Origin of the sequence: Nonomuraea corallina, from assembly GCF_027620315.1 — a bacterium.
GTDB classification, from domain to species: Bacteria; Actinomycetota; Actinomycetes; order Streptosporangiales; family Streptosporangiaceae; genus Nonomuraea; species Nonomuraea corallina.
The window spans coordinates 1-16,655 of record NZ_JAPNNL010000085.1 but is presented as its reverse complement, the minus strand read 5'-3'; the positions used below and the strand labels follow the sequence as shown (position 1 = coordinate 16,655).

21 protein-coding genes and 1 pseudogene are annotated in these 16,655 nt (G+C 73.7%); 8 read left to right on the top strand and 14 right to left on the bottom strand.

Going from position 1 to position 16,655, the window contains the following annotated elements; all coding sequences use genetic code 11:
* Positions 1-6 precede the first annotated feature (6 nt).
* From OUY22_RS20955 to OUY22_RS20940, 4 genes are all read right to left on the bottom strand, one after another.
* On the bottom strand, positions 7-429 hold the full coding sequence (locus tag OUY22_RS20955; RefSeq protein WP_408638186.1) for a rhodanese-like domain-containing protein: 423 nt from the start codon (positions 427-429) through the stop codon (positions 7-9).
* Positions 426-878 (bottom strand): cysteine dioxygenase, encoded by a 453-nt coding sequence (locus OUY22_RS20950; protein WP_270156763.1) that lies wholly within the window; start codon positions 876-878, stop codon positions 426-428. Before OUY22_RS20950 ends, OUY22_RS20955 begins: the two co-directional genes overlap by 4 nt.
* A gap of 458 nt (positions 879-1,336) precedes the next feature.
* Positions 1,337-1,972 (bottom strand): transcriptional regulator, encoded by a 636-nt coding sequence (locus OUY22_RS20945; RefSeq protein WP_270156762.1) that lies wholly within the window; start codon positions 1,970-1,972, stop codon positions 1,337-1,339.
* The gene (locus OUY22_RS20940; RefSeq protein ID WP_270156761.1) at positions 1,969-2,364 is read right to left on the bottom strand and encodes a DNA-binding protein; all 396 of its coding nucleotides are present in this window, start codon (positions 2,362-2,364) and stop codon (positions 1,969-1,971) included. Before OUY22_RS20940 ends, OUY22_RS20945 begins: the two co-directional genes overlap by 4 nt.
* Before the next feature lie 194 nt (positions 2,365-2,558).
* On the opposite strand from OUY22_RS20940, the gene OUY22_RS20935 reads away from it, so the two are divergent.
* The 4 genes from OUY22_RS20935 (at position 2,559) to OUY22_RS20920 (ending at position 5,747) form a co-directional block, all read left to right on the top strand.
* Positions 2,559-2,972 carry a TOBE domain-containing protein gene (locus OUY22_RS20935; protein ID WP_270156760.1) on the top strand — a complete coding sequence of 138 codons (414 nt, stop codon included), beginning with the start codon at positions 2,559-2,561 and terminating at the stop codon, positions 2,970-2,972.
* Between the two features lie 161 nt (positions 2,973-3,133).
* Entirely contained in the window at positions 3,134-3,883 is a 750-nt protein-coding gene (modA, locus tag OUY22_RS20930) for a molybdate ABC transporter substrate-binding protein (protein ID WP_408638187.1), read from the top strand.
* The gene (locus OUY22_RS20925; RefSeq protein WP_270156758.1) at positions 3,880-4,719 is read left to right on the top strand and encodes an ABC transporter permease; all 840 of its coding nucleotides are present in this window, start codon (positions 3,880-3,882) and stop codon (positions 4,717-4,719) included. The genes modA and OUY22_RS20925 overlap by 4 nt, the downstream gene beginning before the upstream one ends.
* Positions 4,716-5,747 (top strand): ABC transporter ATP-binding protein, encoded by a 1,032-nt coding sequence (locus OUY22_RS20920; RefSeq protein WP_270156757.1) that lies wholly within the window; start codon positions 4,716-4,718, stop codon positions 5,745-5,747. Before OUY22_RS20925 ends, OUY22_RS20920 begins: the two co-directional genes overlap by 4 nt.
* Positions 5,748-5,839: 92 nt before the next feature.
* On the opposite strand, the gene OUY22_RS20915 is transcribed toward OUY22_RS20920, so the two are convergent.
* Positions 5,840-6,874 (bottom strand): PucR family transcriptional regulator, encoded by a 1,035-nt coding sequence (locus OUY22_RS20915; protein WP_270156756.1) that lies wholly within the window; start codon positions 6,872-6,874, stop codon positions 5,840-5,842.
* A 106-nt stretch (positions 6,875-6,980) separates the two neighbouring features.
* Here OUY22_RS20915 and OUY22_RS20910 point away from each other — a divergent pair, with 106 nt between their 5' ends.
* Positions 6,981-7,436 carry a helix-turn-helix transcriptional regulator gene (locus OUY22_RS20910; RefSeq protein ID WP_270156755.1) on the top strand — a complete coding sequence of 152 codons (456 nt, stop codon included), beginning with the start codon at positions 6,981-6,983 and terminating at the stop codon, positions 7,434-7,436.
* A 10-nt stretch (positions 7,437-7,446) separates the two neighbouring features.
* The gene (locus OUY22_RS20905; protein ID WP_270156754.1) at positions 7,447-7,875 is read left to right on the top strand and encodes a VOC family protein; all 429 of its coding nucleotides are present in this window, start codon (positions 7,447-7,449) and stop codon (positions 7,873-7,875) included.
* Here the strand turns inward: OUY22_RS20905 and OUY22_RS20900 are convergent.
* Entirely contained in the window at positions 7,857-8,942 is a 1,086-nt protein-coding gene (locus OUY22_RS20900) for a bifunctional WXG100 family type VII secretion target/C40 family peptidase (RefSeq protein WP_270156753.1), read from the bottom strand. The two genes, OUY22_RS20905 and OUY22_RS20900, sit on opposite strands and share 19 nt — an antisense overlap.
* A complete protein-coding gene (locus tag OUY22_RS20895; protein ID WP_270156752.1) occupies positions 8,942-9,247 on the bottom strand; it encodes a hypothetical protein in 306 nt (101 codons plus the stop codon). The genes OUY22_RS20900 and OUY22_RS20895 overlap by 1 nt, the downstream gene beginning before the upstream one ends.
* Before the next feature lie 120 nt (positions 9,248-9,367).
* On the opposite strand from OUY22_RS20895, the gene OUY22_RS20890 reads away from it, so the two are divergent.
* Complete coding sequence (locus OUY22_RS20890; RefSeq protein ID WP_270156751.1) at positions 9,368-10,339, top strand: phosphotransferase; 972 nt, start codon at positions 9,368-9,370, stop codon at positions 10,337-10,339.
* A gap of 34 nt (positions 10,340-10,373) precedes the next feature.
* On the opposite strand, the gene OUY22_RS20885 is transcribed toward OUY22_RS20890, so the two are convergent.
* The 7 genes from OUY22_RS20885 to OUY22_RS20855 form a co-directional block, all read right to left on the bottom strand.
* Positions 10,374-11,165, bottom strand: coding sequence for a VOC family protein (locus OUY22_RS20885; RefSeq protein ID WP_270156750.1), 792 nt, complete (start codon positions 11,163-11,165; stop codon positions 10,374-10,376).
* Positions 11,166-11,225: 60 nt separating this feature from the next.
* Entirely contained in the window at positions 11,226-11,834 is a 609-nt protein-coding gene (locus OUY22_RS20880) for a TetR/AcrR family transcriptional regulator (RefSeq protein ID WP_270156749.1), read from the bottom strand.
* A gap of 164 nt (positions 11,835-11,998) precedes the next feature.
* On the bottom strand, positions 11,999-12,265 hold the full coding sequence (locus tag OUY22_RS20875) for a hypothetical protein (protein WP_270156748.1): 267 nt from the start codon (positions 12,263-12,265) through the stop codon (positions 11,999-12,001).
* A gap of 44 nt (positions 12,266-12,309) precedes the next feature.
* On the bottom strand, positions 12,310-13,332 hold the full coding sequence (locus OUY22_RS20870; protein WP_270156747.1) for a FecCD family ABC transporter permease: 1,023 nt from the start codon (positions 13,330-13,332) through the stop codon (positions 12,310-12,312).
* A complete protein-coding gene (locus OUY22_RS20865) occupies positions 13,329-14,315 on the bottom strand; it encodes a FecCD family ABC transporter permease (RefSeq protein WP_270156746.1) in 987 nt (328 codons plus the stop codon). The genes OUY22_RS20870 and OUY22_RS20865 overlap by 4 nt, the downstream gene beginning before the upstream one ends.
* Positions 14,305-15,120: a siderophore-interacting protein gene (locus OUY22_RS20860; RefSeq protein WP_270156745.1), complete on the bottom strand. Its 816-nt coding sequence runs from the start codon at positions 15,118-15,120 to the stop codon at positions 14,305-14,307. The genes OUY22_RS20865 and OUY22_RS20860 overlap by 11 nt, the downstream gene beginning before the upstream one ends.
* Positions 15,117-16,115 (bottom strand): ABC transporter substrate-binding protein, encoded by a 999-nt coding sequence (locus OUY22_RS20855; RefSeq protein WP_270156744.1) that lies wholly within the window; start codon positions 16,113-16,115, stop codon positions 15,117-15,119. Before OUY22_RS20855 ends, OUY22_RS20860 begins: the two co-directional genes overlap by 4 nt.
* Before the next feature lie 126 nt (positions 16,116-16,241).
* Here OUY22_RS20855 and OUY22_RS20850 point away from each other — a divergent pair.
* Positions 16,242-16,655, top strand: a pseudogene (locus OUY22_RS20850) (AraC family transcriptional regulator); the annotation flags it as partial.

The following is a 16,655-nucleotide window of genomic DNA, read 5'->3' as shown; positions in this document are numbered from 1 at the left end:
ACGGGATCAGCTCCCGGCCGGCGTGCCCGTGCCGCCCGTCGCCGGCAGACCCGCCTCGCGCCACGCGCGGAAACCGCCGATGACGTCGGTGGACCGCGTCAGGCCCAGCTCGTGCAACGACGCCGCCGCCAGGCTGGAGGTGTAGCCCTCGGAACAGAGCACGATCACCTCGACGTCGTACCCGGTCGCCTCGGGCAGCCGGGCCTCCCCCACCGGGTCGAAGCGCCATTCGAGGACGTTGCGTTCGATGACCAGCGCCCCCGGCACCTCGCCCTCCTCCGCCCGCTGGGCAGCCGGGCGGATGTCGACCACGAGCGCGCCCCCGAGCCATCGGGCGTACGCCTCGGCGGGCGACAGCCGGTGCAACGACCTCCTCCTGTCGGCCAGGATCCACTCGATGCTGCGCGCACCCGGCGGCGGCCCGCTCACCACTGCTCCGCGGTCTCTTGCACCCGCTCGACCAGGCCGGAACCGGTGAGGTCATAGCGGGTCATCACCGACAGCGGGGGTGAATAGACGTGCACGCTCACCGCCGGAGCGGCGGAGGTGTTGCGCACCTCGTGCACGTAGCCGGGGCCGAACTCGCGGACCTCGCCGGGGGCGAGCTCGCGATCGGCGGTCAGGTCGTGCTCCCGCAGCGTCCCGAGGGCGACGGCGAACGCGCCCCGCGACTCCCCGTGGTCGTGGAAGCCGGTCGTCTGACCGGGCAGCCAGCTGATCAGCCAGATCTCGTGGTCGTCGTCATGGTGGAGTCGCTCGTACCAGCGCTCCTGAGTGTCCAGCCGCACGCGCCGCACCCACGTGTCGAGGTCGGCGGCGAGGGCGCGGGCGCGCTCCCCCAGGTCGAGCGCGGGCGAGGCGTAGGTCTTCACAGTCATGGTGGCGCTTTCTGGTCTTGTCGTCGTGCCGGTTCCGTCGTCATGCGGGGACGCGACACAGCGCGCTCGCCTGCCGTCCGAGATCGACGGGCAGGTCTGACCAGAGAAGAGACCCGAGGTGCATGGCCCACAGCGTGGCCCATATTCCCCACTAAGTCAACCTGAAATTAGGGGTTTTGCTTCGTGTCGTCGCTGGTCGCTTTGAGGCTCGGTCTGGGGGTTTACACCTGGCGGACGCCTTTACGATGTAAATCATTAAGCTGGGACGACGACGCGGCCACGGACGCGGTCCGGGCCGCGACTCTGCAGATCCCCCACCGACGCGTTGCTGATGGGGAAGCCCTTGACGCTCACGTCCCGGACGTACAGCTCCCCCACCGGCAGACCGGCCGGGCATGCAGACCCGCGGTCACGACCACGCGCCGCCGGCGCGCGGCGAACGTGACGCCCGCCCGCGGTCAGGGCTGCGTGCTCCGGTCGATCCCCAGCGTGGCGATGAGGTCCTCGTGCAGCTCGAACCAGACGCGATGGCAGGAGTCGACGTCGGTCCTGTCCACCCAGGCGGCCTCCCCCGCGCGGACGCGGGTCAGGGCCGCGGCGTAGCGCGTGTCGTAGCCGCGGAACCGTGTCAGGAGGCCCGCCAGGCGCTCGGCGAGCGGTACGAGCGCGTGGCCGACGGCGGCGAGCTCCCGGAGGATCCTGGCGTCCCAGACCGGGTCGGAGTGGTCGTTGGCCGCCAGCCGATCACCCGGTACAGGCCGCAGCTGCCAGTCGGTGCAGGCCCGTCCCAGGGTCGCGTTCAGCGGGAGGAACTCGCGGTAGACCTCACGGACCGGGCCGGCGCCGCCCACCTGCGCGAGCTCGGCCGCGAGCAGGCGCTCGTTCTCGGCCCGGCCGGGTTCGGTCAGCGACCAGCCGCCGTCGTCGGCGAAGAAGGTGTGCCGCACCCAGCCGAACGCCTCGGCGTCGAGCAGCGTCTCCTTCGTCTCCGCCGGGTCCAGCCCGAACCGCCGCGCGATCACCGGCGTGTCGGCGTAGCCGATGATCCGCACGGCGTGCAGGACCAGGAGTCCCCGCGGGGAGTCGACGGTCATGAGTCGGCGTCCTGCCTGGCCGCCAGGCGCATGTAGTGCTGCTGGCACGCCTGCGGCGAGTTGAAGCCCATGGCCTGCGCCATCTGCGCCCAGGTCAGCCCGGCGCCGCGGGCCGTGAACAGCAGGGCCGACTCCAGGCCCTGGACCTCGGCGCGCGCGGCGGGCAGGAGGGCGAGCGCGCTCAGGATGTCGTCGGGGGCCAGGTCGGCGTTGCGCCAGGCGGCGAACGCCACGAGGTCGACGGCTGACGGCGGGACGGACGCGGGCCGCCAGGGGCGGGGGGTGAGCGCGTCCGAGCCCAGGCGCATCAGGCGCTCGCGCGCGTCCTTCTCGCGCTGGGCCTGACGGTGATCGGCGTGCGCCGCGCGGGCGATGTCCTCTTCGCGTGACATGCGCACGACTATGCATCATCAACTTAATATTGACAACCAAATGTTGAAGATCGGCTGTCCTCGACCAGTGCGACTCCCTCTCGCCCGGGTGTTATGCGATGCGGAAATGCGAGGGCTGACCGGCCAACCGGATGGTGTTTGCGACAGTGAAAGGGCTTCCGGGGTGGAATATACGACAGGTAAAGTACAGGACTGTGACCACCTTCCGGATCAGTGAGGCCGCGGCGCTGCTCGGGGTCAGCGCCGACACCGTCCGCCGGTGGGTGGACGCGGGACGGCTCGCAGCCGGGCGCGACGAGCACGGCCACCGCCGGATCGAAGGCGCCGACCTGGCCGCCTTCGCCCGTGCGCAGATCGGCTCCCCCGGCGAGGGCGGCCGGTCCTCGGCGCGCAACCGCTTCCGCGGGATCGTCACCGAGGTGATCCGCGACGCGGTGATGGCCCAGGTGGAGATCGCCGCCGGACCGTTCCGGGTGGTGTCGCTCATGAGCCGCCAGGCCGCCGACGAGCTGGGGCTCGAACCGGGCGTGGTGGCCGTAGCGGTGATCAAGTCCACCAACGTCGTCGTGGAGATCCCCGGTCACGAGCGCGCGACCGGCCAGCAGTGAGGAGCTCCGTGGTGCGCAGGCGTCTCTCGCGATGGGCGGCCCTCGGACGGACAGTCCTCGGGCGGACAGTCCTAGGGCGGGCGCTCCCCGGGCGGGTGGGTCGCGGGCGGGTGGGTCGCGGGCGGGTGTCGGCGCTGCCTGTCGCGCTCGTACTGGCCGGGATGGCCGGGCTGTCCGGGCTGGGCGGCTGCGGCGCCGGGGAGCCGGCGGCCGGCGACGCGGACGCGCGGGAGGTCACGGTGTTCGCGGCGGCGTCGCTGACCGGGGCGTTCACCGAGCTCGGCGAGGCGTTCGAGGCCGCGCATCCGGGCACGACGGTGCGCTTCAACTTCGGCTCCAGCGCCACACTCGCCCAGCAGATCGTCCAGGGCGCCCCGGCGGACGTGTTCGCGGCGGCCAGCCCGGCCACCATGAAGACGGTCACCGACGCGACGGCGGCCGGCTCCCCCACCACGTTCGCGCGCAACAGGCTGAGGATCGCCGTGCCCCCGGACAACCCGGCGCGGGTGGACGAGCTGAAGGACCTGGCCGACCCGAAGGTCAAGGTGGCGCTCTGCGCCGAGCAGGTGCCGTGCGGCGCCGCCGCGGTCAAGGCGCTGGAGGCGGCCCGGCTGAAGGTCACCCCCGTCACCCTGGAACAGGACGTCAAGGCCACGCTGACCAAGGTCCAGCTGGGCGAGGTGGACGCGGCGCTGGTCTACGAGACGGACGTGATCGCCGCGGCGGGCAAGGTGACCGGGATCGCGTTCCCCGAGGCCGACCTGGCGGTCAACGACTACCCGATCGCCACCCTGGCCGGGGCCGGCGACGCGGCCCGGCGGTTCGTCGACCTGGTGCTGTCGCGGCAGGGCGGGGACGTGCTGGCCGAGGCCGGCTTCGGATCGCGTGAGCCGGGACGTGAGCCGGGATGAGCACGTCCGCGCCCGGACACCCCGGCCCGGTGAACCCTGCTCCTGACCGGGTGGTCTCCGGGAGACTTCCGTGGATGCTCGTCGTGCCCGCGGTGGCGGGGCTGGCCTTCCTGGTGCTGCCGCTGGCCGGGCTGCTGATCCGAGCCCCCTGGTCCACGCTGCCGGCCCGGCTGGCCGAGCCGCACGTGCTGGAGGCGCTGCGGCTGTCGCTGGTGTCCGCGACCGTCGCGACCGCCTGCTGTCTCCTGCTCGGCGTGCCGCTGGCCTGGCTGCTGGCGCGGGTGCGGTTCCCCGGCCGCCGCCTGGTCCGCGCGCTGGTCACCGTGCCGCTGGTGCTGCCCCCGGTCGTGGGCGGGGTCGCGCTGCTGCTGGTCCTGGGCCGGCGCGGCCTGGTGGGACAGTGGCTGGAGTCCGCCTTCGGGGTGACCCTGCCGTTCACCACGGCCGGGGTGGTCATCGCGGAGATGTTCGTCGCGATGCCCTTTCTGGTCATCAGCGTGGAGGGCGCGCTGCGTGGCGCCGACCAGCGCTTCGAGGAGGCCGCCGCCACGCTCGGCGCCTCCCGGTGGACCGTGTTCCGGCGGGTGACGCTGCCCATGGTCATGCCGGGCGTGGCGGCCGGGGCGGTGCTGTGCTGGGCGCGGGCGCTGGGCGAGTTCGGGGCCACGATCACGTTCGCGGGCAACTTCCCCGGCACCACCCGCACCATGCCCCTGGCGGTCTACCTCGCCCTGGAGACGGAGCCGGAGGCGGCCATCGTGCTCAGCCTGGTGCTGCTGGCCGTCTCGGTGGTCATCCTGGCCGCTCTGCGCGACCGGTGGGTGAGCACGCCGTGACCCTGGACGCCCGGCTGGTGGTCACCCGGCCCGCCTTCACCCTCGACCTCGCCCTGCGGGCCGAGCGGGGTAAGGTCGTCGCGCTGCTGGGCCCCAACGGCGCCGGCAAGACCACCGCCCTGCGCGCCCTGGCCGGCCTCTCCCCCCTGTCCGGCGGGCACATCAGCCTGCGCGGCAGGCCGCTGCACACGCTGCCCGCCGAGAGCCGCCCGATCGGCATGGTCTTCCAGGACTACCTGCTCTTCCCGCACCTGAGCGCGCTGGACAACGTCGCCTTCGGACCGCGGTGCCAGGGCGTCTCCAAGGCCGAGTCCCGCCGGGTCGCGGCCGAGCTGCTGGAACGCGTCGGCCTCGCCGGGCACGCCGCCGCCAGGCCCCGTCAGCTGTCCGGCGGGCAGGCCCAGCGGGTCGCGCTGGCCCGCGCGCTGGCCGTGCGGCCCGAACTGCTCCTGCTGGACGAGCCGCTGGCCGCGCTCGACGCCCACACCCGTCTGGAGGTCCGCTCCCGGCTGCGCCGCCATCTGGCCGAGTTCGACGGGGCCACCGTCCTGGTCACCCACGACCCCCTGGACGCCATGGTGCTGGCCGACCGGCTGGTCGTCATCGAGGGCGGCGCGGTGGTGCAGCAGGGCACGCCCGGCGAGGTCGCCCGCCGTCCCCGGACCGACTACGTGGCCCGGCTGGTCGGGCTCAACCTGTATCGCGGGGCGGCGGACGGCGGCCGGGTCGACGTGGGCGGGCTGCTGGTGCACACCTCCGAGCAGTTCGACGGGCCGGCGTTCGTCGCCTTCGCGCCCACCGCCGTGGCGATCTACCGCTCCCGTCCCGACGGCAGCCCGCGCAACCTGTGGCAGGCCACCATCGAGGGCGTCGAACGCCACGGCGACAACGTCCGCGTGCACCTCGACGGCCCGGTCACCGCCTTCGCCGACGTCACCCCCGCCGCCGTCGCCGACCTCGACCTGACCCCCGGCCAGCGGATCTGGGCCTCGGTCAAGGCCACCGAGACCCACGCCTACCCGGCGTGAACGCGGCCCCCGCCTAACGCCGGCGCAGACCCACGACGAGGAGCCCGACCATGCCGGCGCCGCGGGAGAGCGCCGCCGGCGAGTCCCCCGGCTCAGTCGTCGAGCAGCCGCCACATGGTGAGGGCGAGCCTGGCCCGGGTCAGCCCGGCGGGTTCGGTGAGCTCGACGCCCAGGGCCTTGCCGATCTGCTCCAGCCTGCGGGCGACGCTGCTGTGGTGCAGGTGGAGCAGGTCGGCGGCCTGCCGGAGCGAGCCGGTGGCGCAGTAGGCGTCGAGCGTCTCCAGATCGTCCGGACCGGCGGCCAGGCGGATGATCGCGGCCACGTCCGGATTGGCGCGCGCGGTGTCTGGCGGGATGTCGGCCAGGAGCGCCAGCGCGCCCAGCTCGTCGTAGCGGACGACCGGCCGGCGCGGGGTGGTGAAGCGCAGGGCGGTGCGGGCCTCCCGCCAGGACCGGTCGGGGCTCTCGGCCGCGCCGATGCCCGCGCGTACGCCGGCCGGGAACCGGGCCGGGTTCACGGTGGCGGCCAGCAGGACGCCCACGCCGGCGAGCGGTGCTGCCTTCACCGGGCGCGCCGGGCAGACCAGGACGCCGACCTGGTCGAGCGGGATGCCGGAGCGGACGGCGGCGGCGCGGACCGGCAGGCCGGCGGGGAAGCCCAGCAGCCGCAGCGCCCGGGCCCTGGCAGCCTCGTCGCTGTCGGCACTGATCACCAGCTCGATGAGGGCGGGGTCGGCCATCGTGGTGCGGGCGGGTCCGTACCTCTCGACCACGGCGGCGGCCGCGATGGCGAGCCTGTCCAGCAGCAGCGGGTCGAGCGTGGCGGACGCGGCGGGGCGTTCCAGCCACGCCGTGCCGATCTCCTCCTCGTCCAGGGTGATCGCCACCGTGGCGGACGCGGGTAACGCCGGATCGGGCGCCCGCCTGCCGTCGGGCGCGACGCGGATCGCCCGGCCGGCGCCGTGGAGCCGGAGCCCGACCACGCATTCGGCCAGCCCCGCCGAGGCTCGGGCCAGCGCCGGGAGGTCGACCCGCCGGCGCATGAGGGTGTCGTAGAACATGACGACCCGGATGGCGCCCTCCGCCTGGGTGTCCAGGTGTGACAGCCGTACGGCCAGTGCCTCCATGTCTGGAGGATATGTCCCGTTGACGCGGACGTGGCGGGCCTGCCGCAGCGAGGCGCGAACGCGCGGGCGGCAACCCGCTCCGGGGCGGTCCCTGTAGCCTGTCCTCATGACCACGCACGACCTCGCCAGCCTCGTCCACTTGCGGCGGGCGCGTGATCTGATCGACCGTGAGTACGCGCGCCCGCTCGACGTGCCGACGATGGCCCGCCACGCCCTGATGTCTCCCGCCCACTTCTCGCGGCAGTTCCGGGCCGCCTACGGTGAGACGCCCTACAGCTACCTCATGACCCGCCGGATCGAGCGCGCGATGGCGCTGCTGCGCGCGGGCGTCAGCGTCACCGACGCGTGCATGGCCGTCGGCTGTACGTCGCTCGGCTCGTTCAGCTCACGCTTCACCGAGCTGCTGGGAGAGACGCCGAGCGCCTACCGCGCCAGGGAGCACCACGCCGTGACCTCGATGCCCCCGTGTGTGGCGAAGCTGCACACCCGGCCGACCAGGAACGCGCCGACCAGGAACGCGCCGAGCAGGTTCCGAGAAGCGCGGCGCGAGCCCGCCGCCTAACGTCGGCCGTATGACCATCGCACTGCACTACTGCCATCTCACCGTCGACGACGTGGACGAGGCGCTCTCCTTCTACCGCGACGCGCTCGGGCTCGAGGTGCGCGACGACGTCCCGGCCGGCGAGTTCCGCTGGGTCACCCTCGGCAGCCCCGACCAGCCGGACGTGGCGCTCGTGCTCTCCGAGCCGCACGCGGGCCGGTCCCAGGCCGACGGCGACGCCCTGCGGGAACTGCTCGTCAAGGGCGTCCTGCCCATGGTGATCTTCCGTACCGACGACCTGGACGCGACCTTCGAACGAGTCCGCTCCTCCGGGGCCGAGGTGCTGCAGGAGCCCATCGACCAGCCCTGGGGGCCGCGCGACTGCGCCTTCCGCGACCCGTCGGGCACCATGGTGCGGATCTCCCAGGAGCCGGGGGGTTCTCAGGTGAAGCGGCGGTAGCTGACGGCACGCCCGTCGTCCGCGACGTTCGCCACCTGGACGACCGTCGTGGAGTTGGGCGCGTGGATCATCTGGCCGTTGCCGATGTAGACGCCCACGTGACCGGCGGGATCGCCGAAGAAGACCATGTCGCCCGGCTGCGGGGTGCTGACCGGCTTGCCGCTGGCCTGATATCCGGCGGCGGTCGTGTCGCCGATCTCGATCCCCGCCTGGTTGAGCACGTAGTAGACGAGCCCGCTGCAGTCGAAGGCGTTCGGCCCGTTGGCCCCCCACACGTACGGCTTGCCGAGATGCAGGCGCGCGGCCTCGACGATGCGGTCCCCGGTGGCGGTGCCCGGCTCGAACGGCAGCGGCGTCGGCGGCTCGCCCGTGCCGCCCCCGCCGCCGGCGGGCCCGGCGGACGAGGTGGGGCCGTTGCCGGCGGCCGGGATCCCGCCGTTGCCGGCGGGGGTCGTCGCCGGCGGGGCGTCCTGCGGGAGCGGCGACGGCTTCCATTCGACGGTGTGGCCCGGCGCCGGCACGAACGTCTGGTCGCCGGGCGCCTTGATGGCGGCGAAGGTCGCCTCCTGCCCGCCCAGCTGGTCCTTGATCGCTTTCATGGCGTTGGAGACGGCCGTGTTCGCCGTCTTCTGGTGCGGCGTGGCCTGGCTGATCGCGTTGCTGACCTCGGCGGCGACGGCGTCGTCGTCGTCGGGGTTCTTGCCGGCGTAGTCGACCAGGCGGCTGCAGATCGACCTGATGGTCACCTCTGCCGTCTCCAGCGCCTCCGCCGCCGTGTCGAGGGAGGCCGCGCTTTTCGCCAGCACGTCGTGGAGCGCGGCCCCCGCCTTCTGGTAGCCGCGCATGTAGCCGTCGAAGGCGTCGGCCGACGCGCCCTGCCAGGCGGTGTCCACGTCCTGGACGGCCGTCTTGACGCGCCCGGTCAGCTCACTCACCGTTCCGGCGGTCTTCTCCCACCGGTCGGCGATGCCGCGGATGGACGCGGGGTCGCCGCTGACGCTGCGCAGGATCGCGGCGAGCTCCCCGCCTCGGCCCGGTAACTGGGAGACCCGCGTGGCCAGGTCCATCAGGTCGCCCCGCTGGCCTTGTTGGCCGTGCGGACGTTCTGCTCCACCTTGTCCAGGGCGCGCTCGACGCCCTCGAGCTTCTTGCCGGCGTGTCCGAGCTCGGTGTCGGCCAGGTCCTCCACCTGGCCGACGAGGCCGGCCAGGCCGGTGGAGTCGTCCAGCTTGCCGAAGATCGAGGCGTCGGTGTTCTTGACCGGATAGCCGGCGCCCAGCTCGGTGAACCGCCTGGCGGCCTTGCGGGCTGCCGACGCGCAGTCGTCCAGCGTCTGGAAGTGGAGAAGGTCCGGCACCAGCAGATCACCCACCTCGTCGATCGTGATCGTCTTTGCGACGCATCATATTGCCCGATATCCACAAAAAGCACACGGATCACAGAGGAGACAAACCATTGGCGGCCGCACCGCCTGGCGCTCTACCGTCGTCCGGTGCGTGATTTCCCTGACGGGTTCGGCGCGGCCGACCTGGTGACGGCGCTGCGAGAGTTCGGCGTGGCGGCCGATGAGGTCGCGTACGCGCCGGTGGGGTTCGGCGACTACCACTGGACGGTGCGGGGCGCCGACGGCCGGCGGTGGTTCGCCACGGTCGCGGACCCGGCGCGCAAGGAGCAGGGGCTGCCGGGGCTGCGGCGGGCCATGGAGACCGCCGCGGTGCTGCGCGAGCGCGACGGGCTGGAGTTCGTGGTCGCCCCGGTGCGCTCGCGGGGCGGCGACCCGGTGGTCGTCACCTCGCGGTACGCGGTGACCCTCTTCCCCTGGGAGCCGGGAGCGTCCGGGGAGTTCGGGCAGGAACAGGCCGCCGGGGAGCGGGACCGGCTGCTGGCCCTGCTCGGCGACCTGCACGGCCGGGTCCCGCCGGAGGTCACCCCGCTCGCCGTCCTGGACGTGCCGGGGCGCGACCGGCTGGAGGCGACCCTGGAGAGTCCCGGCGGCGGCGGGCCGTTCTCGGCCGGGGCGCGGGCGCTGGTCGACGCGCATGCCGGGGCCGTGCTGGAGCGCCTGGCGGAGTTCGACCGGCTGGCCGCGCGGGTGCGCGAGCGCGGTGACGGGCTGGTGGTGACGCACGGCGAGCCGCATCCGGGCAACCTGATCCGGCGCGACGACGGCTCACTGCTGCTGGTCGACTGGGACACGGTGGGGCTGGCGGCGCCCGAGCGCGACCTCTCGGTGGTCTCGTCCGATCCGGCCGGGCTGGAGGCCTACACGCGCGCCACGGGCAGGCGGGTGGACGCGGCGGCGCTCGCGCTGTACCGGCTGCGGTGGGCGCTGGCCGACGTGGCGGACTTCGCCGTCCTGCTGTGCGGGCCGCACGAGCGCACGCCGGACACCGAGACCGCCAGGGACGGCCTCGCCTGGACCGTCGAGCGGCTCGCCGCGGGCCCGTGGTCGCCGCCCGGCTGAGCGACGCCCGGCAGCCGGGGGCGCGGTCGCGCGGTCAGGAGGCGACCCGCTGCGAGGCCAGGTCGGTGACCCTGATGCCGAGTTCCGGCACGACGGGTTCGTCCCCGGCCGCCCGCAGGACGTCGGCGAGCTCCCAGGAGGCCGTCCCGTCGCCGCGGAAGGCCAGGGCGCGCAGGCCCGACTCCTCCCCGGTGGCGAGCACGAGGTCGGCCCCGGCCGGCCAGGTGAAGCGGGAGACCTCGCGCTCCAGCGCGGTCTCGGCGCCGCCGAGGATGTCGTGCAGCACCCGCCGCGCGAGGTCCCACCGCGAGATCCGCCCGGCGACCGCGGGCAGGGCGGCGGGGGCGGCCGGCGGTTCCGGCCACGGGGGCGTACGGTGCAGGCCGGGATAGTCGGCGGCGAGCGTCTCCGGCATCTCCGCCGCCTGGACCATCTGCACGAGGAAGCCCAGGCCGGTGTCGCGCGGGTGCAGGAACGCCTCCTGCCACTGTTCGTACTCCAGGTTGACCAGGATCGGCTCGAACCCGGCCGCGCGGGCCACGGCGAGGGTGTCGCGGATGTCGTACACCTTGAAGGTGATGTGGTGCGGGCGGGCCCGCACGCCGGCGCCGTCGAGGAAGCGGCGGACGAACGAGGACGGGTCGGAGCCGGGGGCGAGCAGTTCGATGCGCATGTCGTTGGCGTACTCGACCTGCGCCGGGTGGAAGGCGTCGCCCTGCTCGTAGCCGCTGCGCCAGCGGCCGCCGAACCGGCCGGCGAGGACCGGGCCGGCCTGGGCCCAGTGCCGCACGGCGAGAGCGACATGATCCAGCGAGTAAGCCGTCATGAGACCCCTAATTTTAGACGAAAATCGTCTATTTTACGCTAGGACGGGCGCCGGGCCGTGTCAAGATCCGGGGTCCCGGTAGTGGACGGCGGAGAGCACGAAGTCCACGATCTCCTCGACCAGCACGTCGCGGCGCGCGGCCAGGGCGGGCATCTGGCCGATCGGCGTGGACAGGAACCGGTTGGTCAGGATGCCGGAGACCGCGTCCAGGACCAGGGCGGGAGACGTGCCCGCCGGCAGCTCGCCGCGGTCGATGGCGCCGACCACGACGGCGCGGCCGATCCTGATGCGCTCGCGCTGGAACGACTCCAGCGCATGCCCGAACAGCTCGGGATAGACCCGGGCCTCGATCTGGGCGCGCAGGTAGACCAGCCCCCGGGGCTCCAGGTAGCTGTCGAGGATCTCGCCCGCCATCCGGAGCAGATCCTCCCGCAGCGGGCCCGCGGCCCTCTCCTCCGGATGCCGCGGCAGCCCGGTGGCCAGCGCGGCCACGATCAGTTTCTCCTTGCTCCCCCACTTGCCGTAGAGCGTGGCCTTGCCCACGTGGGCGCGGCGGGCCAGCGCGTCGAAGCTGAACCCGGCCCAGCCGACCTCCCCGTACAGCTCCAGGGCCGCGGCGTGGACGCGGGTCTCGAGGTCGGGGTCCGGTGGACGGCCTCGTGCGGTCACGGGCTCAGTGTGCCAGATCGGGTGATCATCGCCGCCGCGGTTCGGCGAGGGCATGGGTGGCGCCGCTGGTCCGGGGCCGTCACGAGCAGCCCCCCGGTCGGGCGCTGGAGAGCATCGCCGTGCCCGCGCCCGCTTCGCCGACGATCATCACCGGCGGGCGGGATTCAGCCGGTCCAGCCCAGGAAGGCCTCACCCGCGCTCATCGCGGCCCACCACAGACCCAGGGAGACGACCGGGGTCAGCAACCCCCACGGGGAGCGCTTGCATACCGCCTGGATCGCGGCCGCCAGAAGGACCAGCCACACCGCGAACAACGCGACGACCGCCCAGGCCGGCGCCATCAGGCCGCTGGAGCTGTAGAAGGGCACCAGAGTGCCGAGGTGGCCGGCGAGCCCCAGCCAGCTCGCGACTCGGCGTGCGACGATACCCATGAGCAACAGTTTCCCAGGCCCGGGTGCCGGACCCGGACGCGGGCTCAGGCCCGGCCCGCCCTGCGGACCAGCAGCCAGATGAGGTAGCCGCCGCCGATCACCGTCGTGACCACCCCGACCGGCAGCGCGACGGGGGCGAACACCACCTGCGCGAGGAGGTCGGCGGTCAGCAGCAGCACCCCGCCCGTCAGCGCCGCGGGCAGCAGCGCCACCCCGGCCGTCCCGGCGAGGAGCCGGCCGATCTGCGGCGCGGCGAGCGCGATGAACACGATCGGCCCGGCGACCGCCGTCACGGTGGCGGTGCAGCCCACGCCGGCCAGCACGAGCAGCAGCCGCAGCGGGTTCAGCCGCACCCCCGAGGCGACGGCGAGATCGTCGCCCAGCCCCGTCTGGTGCATGCCGGGCGCCAGCGCCACCAGCAGGAGCGCCAGCGCGCCGACGACGCCGAACGGCAGCGCCAGCTCCGCCCAGTCGACCCCGTTCAGAGAGCCCGCGCTCCACCCGGTGGCTGCCATGGCCACCTCCAGCTCGGCCCGCAGCACGATCCACGAGTTGACCGCGGTCAGCATGGCGTTCACGGCGATGCCGATGACGATCAGCCGCATGCCGCTGAGCCCGGAGCGCAGGGACAGGAAGTAGACGGCCGCCGCCGCGGCCAGCCCGCCCGCCGCGGAGCTGACGGCCAGCTGCGCCGGGGTGCTGCTCAGCACCGTGATGGCGACCAGCGCCCCGGTGTAGGAGCCGGCGTCGAGCCCGATGACGTCGGGGCTGCCGAGCGCGTTCCTGGTGAGGTTCTGGAAGATCGCCCCGGCCAGGCCGAGCGCGGCGCCGAAGACCAGCGCGGCGGCCACCCGGGGCAGCCGCCAGTCCCGGATCACCACCACCGAGTCGCCCCGGCCGGCCAGCGCCGCCAGCACCTCCATGGGATGCGACCAGGAGGCGCCGAAGCACAGCGCCACGAAGCCCACGACCAGCGCCGCCGCCACGAGCGCGAGCGCCGCCGCCACCGGCCGCCGCGCCACCCTGATCGAGTACGCGCCGGCCCGCAGCACGACGTGCCCGGTCATGACCGCACCGCCCCGCGCCGCCGTACCACCCAGATGAGCACCGGCGCGCCGACGAACGCGGTGACCACGGCCACCGGCACCTCCCCGGTGGGGAGCAGGACCCGGGCCACGATGTCGGAGACCAGCAGCAGGATCGGCCCCAGCACCATCGTGTACGCCATCAGCCACGGGATCGACCCGCCGGCCAGGCGGCGGGCCAGGTGCGGCACCATCAGCCCCAGGAAGGCGATCGGCCCGGCGGCGGCCGTGGCCGCGCCGGCGAGCAGGGTGACCAGCACGAGCACGCCGAGCCGGGTCCGGGTGACGTTCCCGCCGAGCGCCTGGGCCACGTCGTCGCCGAGGACCATCGCGTTCAGCGGCCTGGTGATCACCACGGAGCAGGCGAGTGCCACGCCGATGGTCGCCAGCGCGAGCGTCAGCGGCTGCTGCTCGTGCCCGGCCAGCGCCCCGACGGACCAGAACCGGTACCGGTCGAACGCGTCGGGCAGCATCAGCCGGACGCCGAGCGAGATGCCCGCGAGGACGGCGCTGAGCGCCACGCCGGTCAGGACCAGCCGCAGCGGCGAGGTCGAGCCGACGGCGTAGACGGCGACCGAGGCCAGCACCGCGCCGACGAAGGCCAGGCCGAGCTGGCCGGCCGGGCTGCCGGCCAGGCCGAACGCGGCGCCCACGATGATCGCGAACCCGGCGCCGCCGGTCACCCCGAGGATGCCCGGCTCGGCCAGCGGGTTGCGGGTCAGCGTCTGGACCAGCGTGCCCGCCGTGCCCAGCGCGGCGCCCACGCAGATGCCGAGCACCGTACGAGGCACCCTGATCCCGCGCACGATCACGTGCTCCTCGGTGCCGGCGTAGGCGGTGAAGGCGTGCCAGATCTCGGCGGGCGGGATGGCCTGCGCGCCGACCGACACGCTCGCCGCCGCGACGACGAGCAGGAGCGCGAGGGCGGCCAGGAGGATGGCCGCCCGTCGCCGATCAGTCCTCAAGCCCGGCGACTCCGCGCTTCCAGTAGCCGGTGACGAGCGAGTCGAGCCGGCCCGCGCTCCACCGGCGCAGCGGCTTGACGTCCCCCGCCTCGCCGGCGGCGAACAGGAAGGACGGGACGTCCGGCAGCGTCAGCGCCCGCACCGTGTCGGCGAGCGAGGACCGCCCCGCCTCGCGGACCAGCCACGTCACCCGCGCCCCGGCGCGCTCGGCGAGCGGGTAGGCGTGCTCGGCCGGGTCGTCGGTCTCGATCACGAGGTGCGCGGAGACGCCGGCCGGCGACTCCTCCAGCCACCGTGCCGCCGCCGGCAGCGCGGTGGCGTCGACCGCGAAGACGTAGTGCCCGTAGGTGTGCGGGAACGCCTTCGCGCCGGGCGGCCCGGCGACCGAGACCTCGTCGCCCACCTCGACCGAGGCCGCCCAGGCGGACGCGACGCCGCCCTCGTGCAGCACGATGTCCAGGTCGAGCTCGCGGGCGGCGGCGTCGTAGCGCCGGACGGTGTACTTGCGGGTGGTGGGCCACGGCCTGGGCCAGTCGAGCGACTGCTCCTCGTCCGGCACCGGCAGGCGGCGGGTGCCGTCGGCGTCCGGAAAGACGATCTTCACGTGGTCGTCGGCCTGGTAGGTGTGGAAGCCCTCCAGCTCCGGGCCCTTGAGCGTGAGCCGCAGCATGCGCGGGGTGATCAGCTCGCGGGCGGCGACCGGGGCCGTGCGGATGCCGATCGGGTAGCCGACGCGGGTGATGCCGGTGCCGTTCCTGTGATGCTCGGCGACCCGGCCGCGCGGGTCGTGACGGTCGACCCTCATGACGTGGCCAGCGGCGCGAGCGCCTGGTCGATCGCGTCCAGGGTCTTCATCGCCGACGCGTAGGTGGCGGCCTCGGTGTAGCGGATCGGGAAGACCTTGCCCGCCTTGACCGCGGGCAGGCCCTTCCACAGCTCGGAGTCGAGCACGTACTTGACGGCCTCGTTCGGGGTGCCGTCGGCCTCGACCGAGTAGGTGATGGCGTCGGCCTCGCCGAGGCTCTTGGGCAGCTCCTCGATCGAGGGGTACTCCGAGACGTCGCCGGCGCCGCCGGTCTTCTCCTTGACCTCCCCGTAGTAGGTGAGGCCGGCGTCCACGGCGATGTTGGTGCCCCACGACCCGCCGAACTCGCGCTGGAACACTCCGTCGGCGATGTCGCCGTACGCGCCGACATGGCCGAACTTCAGGCCCGCCAGCGCGTCCTGGTACTTGGCCTTGAGCTCGGCCGCCTTCTTCTCGTACGCGGTCTTGGCGGCGTCGTAGTTCGCCGAGCGGCCGGCGGCGTCGGTCTGGCGCTGGGACAGCTCGCGCCAGGCCGACGGCGTGGTGGGGCCGATCACGGCCACCGGGGCGATCGACCTCAGGCGGTCCAGGTCGAGGTCGGCCTGGGCGGGCTTGGGGACGCCGATGATGATCAGGTCGGGCTTGACCTTGGCGATGGCCTCGTAGTTCGTCTCGGCGGCGGTCTCGCCCGCGACCTTCTCCAGGCTCTCGTAGGTCGCGAGGTCCTCCTCCGCCATCATGGACAGGCCGCGCTTCCAGGTGGAGATGCCGACCAGGGCGGCGTCGGCCTCGATCAGCACGGGCACCGCGTACCCGGTCGCGACGACCCGCTTGGGGTCGGCGGGGATGGTGACCTCGCCGTTGTCGGCGGCGAAGGTCCGGGTCGCGGCGGCCTCGGCGGGCTGCTCGCCGGACTCGGCCGAACCGCAGCCGGTCGCCAGGGCGAGCGTGAGGGCCACGACGCCGGCGGTACGCCAGGGCAGTGCAAAACGCATGAACATTCCTTGGTGGACAGGGTGAAACGCCAGGCCAGAAGCAGGCAAAGCATGGTTAGGCTACCCTTACCAATGGTCCATGTGATGTCGACGGGAGGTCAGCCGATGTCGTCCAGACGCCAATCCGTGTCTCTGGCGGAGCCGCTGGGCGGTGATCCGCTCCGGTGCGAGGAGTACGGGTACGGGCTCGGCCGGCCCACCGGCATCCTGGTGCTCAAGTACCGGTCGGCGAGCGTGCTGGAGTTCGGCGAGACCCGCGAGGACTTCCTGCACCAGCTCTACTGGTCACCCGACGGCACGCTGTCGGCGGGGGCGCGGGTCCTGGGCCCGCGCGAGGCGTTCTGGGCGCACCGCGCGGTGACGCACGAGGTGCGCGCCGCCGACCGGCAGACGGTGTACCGGGTCTGCCTGCGCGAGGTGCCGGCCGGGCTCGGCGGCCTGCGGGCCGGCCCGGTCCGCCTCGACCGTGAGGCCGCCCGCCTGATCGAGGCCATCTGCCGCCCCGGCCACGACGAGGCGGCCGCCCTGGAGGCCCGCGCC